Genomic DNA, 10,450 nt, shown 5'->3' with positions numbered 1-10,450 from the left:
ACAGGGGGTGGCCACCCCCTGTTCAAAATCAAAGAGGCACGAAGATCATAACAAATCTTCGTGCCTCTCAATGTATAAGCCCCCACCGGTTAGGGCAGGGGCTTTTGGAATTTCTATGCTTGAACCGTTTATTCGAACAAGCTCGAAACGCTGGTTTCGTGCGCGATGCGGTTCATGGCTTCCGCCAGAAGCGGCGCCACGGTCACAACCCGGATTTTCGGGTTGACGTTGCAGGCGTTGGTTGGGCGGATGCTGTCTGTGATCACCAACTCATCCATCACGCTGTTTTCGATCCGCTCATAGGCCGGGCCGGAAAGAACGCCGTGCGCAACGTATGCGGAAACGCTGGACGCGCCATGCTCAGCAAGCGCCTTGGCGGCGTTACAAAGCGTGCCTGCGCTGTCGACGATATCGTCTACCAGCACACAGTGATAATCTTTCACGTCACCCACGATGTGCATCACTTCGGAAACACCGGCGCGTTCGCGGCGTTTATCAATGATGGCGATCGGCGCATCAAGGCGCTTCGCGTATGCGCGCGCCCGAACCACGCCGCCCACGTCAGGCGATACGATCATGGTTTTCTTGCCGGCGTATTTTTCCTTTAGGTCACGCACCAGAACGGGCATGGCATAGAGGTTATCGGTCGGGATATCGAAGAAGCCCTGGATCTGGCCTGCGTGCAGGTCCATCGTCAGCACGCGGTCGGCACCGGCGGTGGTGATCAGGTTGGCAACCAGCTTCGCGGAAATCGGCGTCCGTGGGCCTGGTTTCCGGTCCTGGCGGGCATAGCCGAAATATGGGATCACAGCCGTGATGCGGCGGGCGGATGCGCGCTTCAGCGCATCGATGCACACCAGAAGTTCCATCATATGGTCGTTGGCCGGGAAGTTTGTCGGCTGCACGAGGAAGACATCCTCACCGCGCACATTCTCATGAATTTCAACGAAAACTTCCTGATCGGAAAAGCGTTTAACAGCGGCTTTTGCAAGCGGCATGTTCAAGTAGGCGGCAATGGCTTCCGCCAGTTCCGGGTTCGAGTTCCCGGTAAGGATCTTCATGCCCATTAAGGCCTCCGTGCGATGAAGATGTTGCGTTTTGCTGGTCTGTACCAGCCGGGGGGGCATGTGTAAAGGCACCAGCCCGGCAGGAGGGCATTTTATCGGGTCAGTGCCTCAAATCGGGACGGATGGGTTCATATATTCCAAAAGTGAACCTCAGGGCTTGAGCATGATTGCGGAAAGCTGGCGGCCGTAATCTGCCTCGTGGCGGTGAGTCGTCCGCCGGTAGGAGAAATGGTCCTCGCTTGTGTAGGTATCCAGCTCCGCCATCCAGACCGATTCGACATCGTCTGCCTCCAGGCGGTATTTCACGAACCCGGGCAGGTCGAACTGCAAGTGCCATGGGTCCTTGCCCGGCAGGAAGAAGCGGTCGAAATCAAGCTGCTCTTTAGTGAAGCGGTCGCGGAAATCCAGGTCTACCTCATAGGAGGCCTGATGGATTGTGGGGCCGACAGCAGCGCGGATGCGCTCACGCCTGGCACCCAGCGCTTCCATCGCGCGCACCGTGGCGTCGGTCACGCCCGCAAGCGCGCCCTTCCAGCCCGCGTGCGCCGCGCCAATGACACCGGCTGCCCGGTCTTCGAACAGTACGGGCGTGCAGTCTGCGGTCAGGATGCCCAGAATCAGGCCCGGCTGGTCTGTTACCATGGCGTCTGCCTTCGGGCGGTCATTGCCCCAGTCTTCTGTCGCGACCACCACATCCCGGCCATGCACCTGATAGCAGCTCAGCACCGGTGTGTCCGCGCTGCCGGACAAGTGTTTGGCGGCTATGCACCGGTTCTCAAGCACGCAGGCCGGATCGTCGCTGGAGCCAGGGCCGCAGTTGAGGCCCTTATAGAGGCCGGTCGAGACACCACCCGTACGGCTGAAAAACGCGTGTGGGCTTTCGAGGCTTGGGCTTTTCAAATGGTCGGTCATGGGTCTGACTTTACTTTTCCTGTTGCTTTCGCACTATAGGAAATATTCCGGGCGGTGACAGGGGCATGATGCGCTTATTTATCTACATATTGGCAGTTTTGGGCCTGAGTGTGGCGGCGCGCGCCGATGTTAGCGGCACGTTCGAGCTGACGCGCGAGGCAGCGCAGGATTGGAAGGCGACTTTCTGTTTTGATGAAAGCATCACGGCGCTGGGGTTCGAGCGTCCAGTCGCGGATTTGCGCAGCAAGTCTTGGCGCGCCCATGACCCGGGCTTTTCCCTGATCCATTCCGGGCCGGTTTCTCATCTTGAACGGGCTGACGGGAAATCCTTCCGGTGTGCGTCGCTGGATATCACCACCAACACCATGATCCCCAAGAAGGACTATATGCCTTTTTCCCGCTTCAGTGATGGGGGCGTGTCTGTTTTCACCGGCTATCTGATGGGACGGGGCTTACGGCACGGCACATGGGAAAACTATGACCTGAAGGCGACCTACCGCGGGCTGGACGGGGACCGGGTCATCACCCGCAATCCTTCTGGGTTGGCCGAACAGTTCGTCTATTTCGGCCCCAGGGAGCCGAAGGAGATTGCAGGCGCCACGCTGGTGATCGACCCGCTGATCCCTGCGAGTGCCCGGCTTGGGGTCTTGAGCACCCTGCCGCGCGGTAACAAACTCCTTGAAGAGCTATTCGGCTTCAGGCCAGTTCAGCCCTATCTGGTGTTTATGGCGGCGGGGGAGCTGGAGACATCCCCATCCGACCAGACAAAAGCCGGCACGCTGCCATACCAGATACTGTTCACCATGAAGGGTAAGGGCAGCGCAAAGTGGGCCGACAGCGACCCGCTCTATTTTCCGCGATTTACCATGCATGAGGTGCTGCATATCTGGCAGCGGGAGGTGTGGGGCGACTGGCTGGGCGACGATCACTCGTGGGTGCATGAGGGTGCCGCTGAAGCGCTATCGTATGAATTGATGGGCCGGGCGAAAGCCTATAAGGCCGGTCAGCTTGACAGCCTGTGGGCCACTGTCACCAACAAATGTCGAAGCCTGCTCGCGGAAACCAGTGTGCATGATGCGCCCAAAAACAGCCGCTTTGACGCCGTCTATCAGTGCGGGGCGCTTGTGAACCGCATGGTGGGCGCGGCGCTCAACCCCGATGCCCCGGGGGACGGCATGATCCGTTTCTGGCAGGCGATGGCGGCAAGCGGCCAGGCTGGCATGCGCGACACCACGAGCGTGCAGCTTTATCTGGATACCATGGAACACTTGGGTTTCGGCGAGGATGCACGGTCGGCACTTTTGGCGTTCCTGAAGGAAAAACCCTTGAACCCGGACGCTGCGATCAAAGCACTCAGGGCCGTTTTGTCAGCCGCTGCACCATCCCCTTCTTCCTGATTTCCTTTTCTTTCAAATCGGAGTAAGCTGGCCGGTGGGAGAAGTGTTAAGTGGTTGAGCTGAAAGACCTTATAGAAAATGACCGGCTGGTCGCATTCCGTCAGGCATGGGAGGAAGCGCGCACAGCCGGCAATGTCCCTGTCCGGCGCGATATCACGCTGCGGGCCTTCTCCAAATTCATCCCTGACATGCTGGTGCTGGAGAAGAACGGCCCACGGGACTATCGCTATTGTCAGGCAGGCGAAGGCGTGAAGGACCGGCTGGAAATGCATGATGCCGGCGCCAATTTCTTCGACTTCCTGCATTCTGATATTCTGGATATCAGTGAAGACTGGTGGGGCGGCCTTCTGGCTGCACCTTGCGGTGGTCTTGTCAGCTATTCCATTGAGTATCCTGCCGGGGTGCTCCGTCACGCGGCCACGTTGCTGCTGCCAGTTGCCCGCGAGGATGGCAACAATAGCATGCTACTGGGCCTGACCGAGGTTTTGCGTGAACGCTATCTGTCGCCGGGGAAGGGCAGAACTGTGGTCGGTGAATTTTGGGCAGAAGCCTGCCACCTGGATGTGGGCTATGGTTTGCCGGACAGCGGGCCAGCGGATTATAGCCACAAGCCTGACGCGGATTTCCTTGACCGTATGCGTTGATTGATATGCCTGATGGCTCAGGCCGCTATCCGCTGTCGGGTTAGAAGCCGGGCGGTTTTGGCAGCGCGCTGCTTTGAACCGCAAGCACCTTGAAAAGGGTTCCCATTTCATCGGGCGCCGTCAGGCGTTTCAGCTCGGACAGGATGCGTTCCTGGCCCTTTGATGACGCCGTTTCCGCCAGTGCTTGCGCGCGCACGCCAAGCCCGATGGTCATCAGGAAGGCGCCTTGTTCTGCGGCGGGGGTGGCTTTGGCGCCCGCGCTTTCCGATGCTTCGGCGATGCGGTCGAACGCCACATGGGCCGTCAGGTCCGCCTTGCCGGGCTCTGCGAACGGGTCTGTGAACGCGTGCGCCTTCAGGGCCTGGAAGGTATCGCCGGGGGCGGATATGGCGTAGCCGTAATCTATAAAGAGCGCCGCACCGCCATGGGCCGCCAGGTGGCTGGCCACATTGGCGCTTGAGGAAATCGCACCGGGGCACACCTCCAGCAGGCTGCCGTCAGGTGCGCTCAGAAGATGCGCGGGCGCAAGCGCGAACTGGGCGCCAGGCTGCGAGAGCACAAAGCCCAGCCGGTCGCCCACCAGCCCCACAGACCGTTCGAACCATTTGCCGCCCTGTTTTTCATACTGGTGGATGGGCAGCGCGTCGAAAAATTCGTTGGCAACCACAAGGGTGGGGCCTTCCGGGATACCTGAAAAGTCATCATGCCAGGTCGCACCCGGCACCTTTTCCGCCTGCAGGGCGCGGAGCTGCTGGCTGGCTTCAACGAAATGCACCTGCGTGGCATCCTTGAAGCCTGGCACTTTGCCAGCGGCGCGCAGCATGTCCGCCATCAGTGTGCCGCGCCCGGGGCCCAGTTCAACAAGGTTCACGCTTTCCGGGCGGCCCATGACGATCCAGCGGTCCGCGAGCCAAAGCCCGATGGTTTCGCCGAACATCTGGCTGATCTCAGGCGCGGTGATGAAATCCCCCTCGCTGCCGAAAACGCGCTCGCGTTGGTAATAGCCGTACTTCGGGTGCATCAGGCACTCGGCCATATAGTCCGCAAGGCTGATCGGCCCTGTGGCTTCGATCCGGCGCGCGAGGATGTTCTTCAGTGGCGTCACTTTTTCATCTTTGCTTGTTGTGCCGCCCTGTAGCGTAATCCTTTGCTGATCAGCCAGGCGGCGAACAGGAACATGGGGACGCTGAGTAACTGCCCGCGGGTAAGCCCCATGATGTGCTCAACGCCCACATCGGGTTCGCGCACGAATTCAACAAGCACGCGGGTCAGGCCGTATCCCAGATAGAATGTGCCCGCGATTACGCCCGGCATTTCCTTGGCCAGTCGCGTCTTGTGATAAAGAAACATCAGGATCAGGAACAGGATCAAGCCTTCGCCCATGGCCTCATAAAGCTGGCTGGGGTGGCGCGGCAGCGGCCCGCCGGTTGGGAACACCATGGCCCAGGGCACGTCTGTTGTACGGCCCCACAGTTCACCATTGATGAAGTTGGCAATGCGGCCCGCGAACAGGCCTACGGGGCTGACAACCGCGACAATGTCGGCCACGCGCATCAGCTCAAGCTTGTGTTTTCGGCTAAAGAAAATGACTGCCAGGATCACACCGATGGCCCCGCCGTGGAAGGACATGCCACCGTCCCACAGCCGGAAGATGGCCAGTGGATCATCCAGATAATTCTCAGGCCGGTAAAACAGCACATAGCCCAGCCGCCCGCCTGCGATAACACCAACGATCGCCCAGGTGATGAAATCGTCGATATGCTTGACCCCCATCGCTGCGCCGGGCTTTGACGCCAGCCGCCGGATATACCACCAGCCAAACATGATGCCCGCGATATAGGCAAGGCTGTACCAGCGGATGCCCAGCGCGAATCCGCCCACATCTATGGGGCCGAGCGCGAACTCGCTTATTTCCGGGTAGGTGAGAACCGCGAGGTTGGCAATGAGTGACATAATTCCATCCCTTGAAAGCTTTGCGCCATCATCCCCGCGCAGGCGCGTGTGTCAAGTGACGAAGCGGTGACGATCCGCCTGCGGCAACTCGCCCATTGCATTTTGCCTGCGTATCGCCCATATGAAGGTCAGCAAGCGTTAAGGAACGGTAAGATGCAGACCAGCAACAAATTCTTCGATGATCTTTCCAAACTGGCAACCGGTGCGGTGGGTGCAGCCCACAGCGTGAAGGGCGAGATGGAAGAGCATTTCCGTGCCTGGCTGGACCGTCAGCTCGCAGGGCTTGACCTGGTGACCCGCGAAGAGTTCGATGTGGTGCGCGAAATGGCTGAAAAAGCACGTATGGAAAATGAAGACCTGCGCGCAGAGATCGATCTTCTCAAGAAGAAGATTGAACAAAAATAAGCCATTTGCGCAATAAAGTTGCGCGCTATAATTTCCTTCAACAGTGGAATCTAAGGGCCTGTTCTTGGGGCAGAAATCGCCAAATTAGAACGGTCCTTCAACGACTTTTCCACAAGAAATTTCCCTTCCGAAACAATTCATGCTTGCCAGCGACTCCCTGCTTTGGCACGCTATATCTAGTGTTACTTTAGATCAAGGGAGCCAGATTTCGTGTTTCTGGTGAATCGAAGATAGCGCTAACCGGCGAAACCGAGTCTGCCGGTTAAGCTTACCCAGCCCGGCGGCACTCACTTTCCAGGGGGAAACGAGATGACGACACTGAGTACCGGGCATTCTGAAGTTATCAGCCAGAATCCAGTTGATCTCGCCGAGGAGCTCGCAGGTGCCAATGACTGGCCTGTTGAGCGGCACGGTGAAGATGAGCTGACCATGTTCATCTCGGGCCAATATACCGACCTTCAGTTCCGGGTATTCTGGCGCGACGATTTCAAGACATTGCAATTCGCTTGCCTCTTTGACCTGAAGGTGCCGGAAGGCCGACGGGCCGATATTTACCGTGTTCTTGGCATGATCAACGAACGCATGTGGATCGGCCATTTTGAATATTGGTCGGAAGAGGATGCGCTTCTGTTCCGTCATGCCAGCCTGGTGGGTGACCCGCTTGTGGGCGCCATCGGCGAAGAACATATGGTGACAATGGTGGAAACCGCGCTTGGGGAGTGCGAGCGTTTCTATCCTGTATTCCAGTTTGTCATGTGGGGAGGGCAGTCTCCTGAAGAAGCGATCGAGAGCGCCATGCTGGAGTGTGCAGGCACGGCATAGAAAATAAACTGATCGGTTCTTGGCCCCTATGGGCCCTGCCTGAAAATACGGGCGGTGCGATGCGCCGCCCCTTTTTTTGTCGTGAAACTGCTGGGCATTTGCTGCCATACTTCATCTGGCGAATTGCTTACCCTTGAAAGGACCCTGCCATGAAAGCTGCCGTCTATGAGGCCTTCTCTGTCCGCCCGCAGGTAACGACTGTGCCGGACCCGACGCCTGAGGTCCACGGCGTGGTGGTGCGCGTGGAAGCCACGGGCATCTGCAGGAGCGACTGGCACGGGTGGAAAGGCCACGACAAGGACATAGAGCTGCCGCACGTGCCGGGGCATGAGCTTGCGGGCACCATTGTGGCCGTGGGCAGGGACGTCATGCGCTGGCGGGTGGGTGACCGGGTCACGGTTCCTTTTGTGGGCGGCTGCGGCGCGTGCCCTCAGTGCCAAAGTGGCAACCAGCAGGTCTGCGACAGCCAGTTCCAGCCCGGCTTCACCCATTGGGGCTCTTTCGCCGAATATGTCGGGCTGCATCATGCGGACCTCAATCTGGTGGCTTTGCCTGAAAGCATGGATTTTGTTACCGCCGCCAGCCTGGGATGCCGGTTCGTGACCTCCTTCCGCGCGGTAGTGGATCAGGGGCGTGTTGCGCCCGGCGAATGGGTGGCGGTGCATGGTTGTGGCGGTGTGGGGCTTTCAGCGATCATGATCGCGCACGCCATGGGCGCAAATGTGGTGGCGGTGGATATCACTGAGGACAAGCTTGAGTTCGCCAAATCGCTGGGCGCGGTGGCGAGTGTGAATGCGGCTTCCTGTGCCGATGTGCCCGCGGCGGTGGTGGAAGTCACCGGCGGCGGGGCGCATGCTTCCATCGACGCCCTTGGCCATCCTGCGACCTGCTTCAATTCCGTCGCCAGCCTGCGCAAGCGCGGGCGGCATGTGCAGGTGGGCCTGATGGTGGCAGACCACGCGCACGCGGCAGTTCCCATGGATAAGGTGATCGCGAACGAGCTTGAGATTTTGGGTAGTCACGGTATGCAGGCGCACCGCTACGGTGCCATGCTGGCGATGATCGAAAGCGGGGCCCTTGCGCCCGAGAGATTGATCGGCAGAACCGTGTCCTTGGAAGAAGGGATCGATATCCTGACCGCCATGGACACGTTCGAGACATCCGGGGTTGCCGTTATCAATAGATTTTAGCCGCTTGCGGTGCTGGATTTAGTGGCGAAACTGCCGCATTATCACCCCCCATGTTTCAGCCCCCGTTTCAGCGCGGGCTTTTTCGGCAGATGGAGCAAACATGTTGCAATATTTCAGTGAAACCGCCCCTCTTTTGCTTGTCGGCTGCGGCCATATGGGGCGCGCCATGGCGCAGGGCTGGCTTCGGGCCGGCGTGCCCGCGGATCACCTTTATGTTGTTGACCCGCAGGCAGATCCGGTGAGCTTGCCGGGCAGCCGCGCGGATCATTTTGTCGCCAGTGCGGGCATGCTGCCACGCGGTATGAAGGCCCGTGCCATCGTGATGGCCGTGAAGCCGCAGGTGATGAACGATGCGCTGCCCCTGATGGCGCCATTCATCGGCGATGACACCCTTGTGCTGTCCGTCGCGGCGGGGGTAACGCTTGAGCAGATGGCGCGCGGCACGGGCGGTGAGGGCACCTGTGTGCGGGTCATGCCCAACACGCCCGCTGCCATTGGCGAAGGCATCAGCGGCGTTACGGCCGCCCCCGGTATCAGCGAGGTGGACCGGGCGCTGGCGCTTGAACTGATGGACGCAACGGGCGAGGCCGTGTGGATCGAGCATGAAGACCAGATGGACGCCGTGACGGCGGTTTCGGGGAGTGGGCCTGCCTATGTTTTCTATATGGTGGAATGCCTTGCGGCGGCCGGTGTGCGCCAGGGGCTGCCGGAAGCCACAGCCATGGCGCTGGCGCGCCAGACCATCATTGGGGCAGGCCACCTTCTGGACGCGGAAACGGACCTTGAAGCCGCTGAACTCCGCCGCCGGGTAACAAGCCCGGGCGGCACAACGGCAGCGGCGCTTGATGTACTGATGCGCGATGATGGGCTTGGTCAGCTAATGGAACGGGCTGTGGCGGCCGCGCGCAAGCGCGGGCAGGAGCTGGCCGGTTAGCGCCGAATCGTCCCCCATTATCAAGGGTATGTGCGCCAGTAACTGTCGGGCAGGGCCCTGACTGTGTCGCTCAGAAGCGGGTTGTCGATATGAATGACCTGCCGCGGGTGAGCCTTCAGTTCTGCCATTGTGGCCTTGAGCGCCGGGGTGTTATTCAGGAAAGCATCCAACTGGCCGGACTCGAAAGCCTTGATCAGGCCACGTTCGACAATGCGGGCCTTGTGGATGTTTGATTTGGCCAGATAGAAGAAATAGTCATAGCGGTAAACCAGCATCACATGCTGGTCGATCACCATCTGCACGCCGTATTTGCCCTGGCCCTCACTTGTGATTTCTGCCCTAATTTCATTGATGCCGCGCGGGAAGGCGTCGAACCGCTTTCGCGCCAGCATCGGCCAGAGGTTGCCGTCTGAACCCTTGGTAACCGTCAGCCCAACAGCCTGCATGATGGTGGTATCCGGCCAGTCCATACCGGAACCCAGCCGGAATCGAGAGAGCTTCTCAATCGTGTCGACGCCTTTGAGCATGTCCCGGTCTGCCTCATGGACCACAAGCAGCCGGTGGCCCAGCATGCCGCGGGTGATGGGGAAGCGCACCATGGCAAAGTCCCGCTCGCGCTCAGGCGCATAACCGCTATAGTGCACTTCATAACGGGCCTTGTTGTCGGCGAGGGCCCGAAGCGCCCGGTCCTGAGCCAGGATCACGCGGCGCACCACCTCATAGGTATGCCCGCCCCCTTCGGCCTCAAGGGCAAGGGCGAACAGGTCGATTATATATTGATCGTCGTCGGAAGGCATGGCGAGGCGGAAGTGCTCAGCGCGCGCAGGCAGCGCGGCCATCATCATGAGAGCGCCGCAAAGAAACCATCTGATAGGGTTCAAGACCAGCATCTGCACCTTCCACCCCCAATAGGCACCATACTATAGCACCAAAAGTTACCTAACCCTCAACAGCTGTTCGGCGGCGGGTGCACGAAAAAAGAGGCCCCGGTTAGTCACCGGAGCCTGGGGATCAGTTTGTCAACATAGGGAGGTTAGTGCTGTCTCAAACTCACGAGACAAAAAGTAAAGGGCCGGTCCCGGGGGGGAAGTGGGGGGAGGGGGGAGGAACCCCGGGACCGACCTTT

11 protein-coding genes are annotated in these 10,450 nt (G+C 59.6%); 6 read left to right on the top strand and 5 right to left on the bottom strand.

Annotation, left to right across the window (positions count from 1 at the left end; translation table 11 throughout):
- Positions 1–128: 128 nt before the first annotated feature.
- On the bottom strand, positions 129–1,061 hold the full coding sequence (locus ACFO5Q_RS09655) for a ribose-phosphate pyrophosphokinase (protein ID WP_068152520.1): 933 nt from the start codon (positions 1,059–1,061) through the stop codon (positions 129–131).
- A gap of 156 nt (positions 1,062–1,217) precedes the next feature.
- The gene (gene pgeF / locus ACFO5Q_RS09650) at positions 1,218–1,979 is read right to left on the bottom strand and encodes a peptidoglycan editing factor PgeF (RefSeq protein WP_068151520.1); all 762 of its coding nucleotides are present in this window, start codon (positions 1,977–1,979) and stop codon (positions 1,218–1,220) included.
- A gap of 65 nt (positions 1,980–2,044) precedes the next feature.
- Between pgeF and ACFO5Q_RS09645 the strand changes: the two genes are divergently transcribed.
- Positions 2,045–3,376, top strand: coding sequence for a hypothetical protein (locus tag ACFO5Q_RS09645; RefSeq protein WP_068151523.1), 1,332 nt, complete (start codon positions 2,045–2,047; stop codon positions 3,374–3,376).
- 50 nt (positions 3,377–3,426) lie between these two features.
- On the top strand, positions 3,427–4,020 hold the full coding sequence (locus tag ACFO5Q_RS09640) for a PAS domain-containing protein (RefSeq protein ID WP_068151525.1): 594 nt from the start codon (positions 3,427–3,429) through the stop codon (positions 4,018–4,020).
- Between the two features lie 40 nt (positions 4,021–4,060).
- Here the strand turns inward: ACFO5Q_RS09640 and ACFO5Q_RS09635 are convergent, their stop codons facing one another.
- Both ACFO5Q_RS09635 and lgt read right to left on the bottom strand, forming a co-directional pair.
- Positions 4,061–5,125 (bottom strand): class I SAM-dependent methyltransferase, encoded by a 1,065-nt coding sequence (locus tag ACFO5Q_RS09635; RefSeq protein ID WP_068151527.1) that lies wholly within the window; start codon positions 5,123–5,125, stop codon positions 4,061–4,063.
- Positions 5,122–5,973 (bottom strand): prolipoprotein diacylglyceryl transferase, encoded by an 852-nt coding sequence (lgt, locus tag ACFO5Q_RS09630; protein ID WP_068151529.1) that lies wholly within the window; start codon positions 5,971–5,973, stop codon positions 5,122–5,124. Before lgt ends, ACFO5Q_RS09635 begins: the two co-directional genes overlap by 4 nt.
- Before the next feature lie 153 nt (positions 5,974–6,126).
- Between lgt and ACFO5Q_RS09625 the strand changes: the two genes are divergently transcribed.
- From ACFO5Q_RS09625 to proC, 4 genes are all read left to right on the top strand, one after another.
- Positions 6,127–6,378, top strand: a complete 252-nt coding sequence (locus tag ACFO5Q_RS09625; RefSeq protein WP_068151534.1) for an accessory factor UbiK family protein — start codon at positions 6,127–6,129, stop codon at positions 6,376–6,378.
- Between the two features lie 309 nt (positions 6,379–6,687).
- The gene (locus ACFO5Q_RS09620) at positions 6,688–7,200 is read left to right on the top strand and encodes a type III secretion system chaperone family protein (protein ID WP_068151537.1); all 513 of its coding nucleotides are present in this window, start codon (positions 6,688–6,690) and stop codon (positions 7,198–7,200) included.
- Positions 7,201–7,349: 149 nt separating this feature from the next.
- Positions 7,350–8,390, top strand: a complete 1,041-nt coding sequence (locus ACFO5Q_RS09615) for a zinc-dependent alcohol dehydrogenase family protein (RefSeq protein ID WP_068151540.1) — start codon at positions 7,350–7,352, stop codon at positions 8,388–8,390.
- A 100-nt stretch (positions 8,391–8,490) separates the two neighbouring features.
- Positions 8,491–9,324, top strand: coding sequence for a pyrroline-5-carboxylate reductase (proC, locus tag ACFO5Q_RS09610; protein WP_068151542.1), 834 nt, complete (start codon positions 8,491–8,493; stop codon positions 9,322–9,324).
- 20 nt (positions 9,325–9,344) lie between these two features.
- Here the strand turns inward: proC and ACFO5Q_RS09605 are convergent, their stop codons facing one another.
- A complete protein-coding gene (locus ACFO5Q_RS09605) occupies positions 9,345–10,220 on the bottom strand; it encodes a hypothetical protein (protein WP_156432045.1) in 876 nt (291 codons plus the stop codon).
- Positions 10,221–10,450 lie beyond the last annotated feature (230 nt).

The sequence above is a fragment of the Kordiimonas lipolytica genome, assembly GCF_042651265.1.
In the GTDB taxonomy this organism is placed as follows: domain Bacteria; phylum Pseudomonadota; class Alphaproteobacteria; order Sphingomonadales; family Kordiimonadaceae; genus Kordiimonas; species Kordiimonas lipolytica.
The sequence above is the reverse complement of the archived record's forward strand: the minus strand, read 5'-3'. Positions and strand labels throughout refer to the sequence as shown.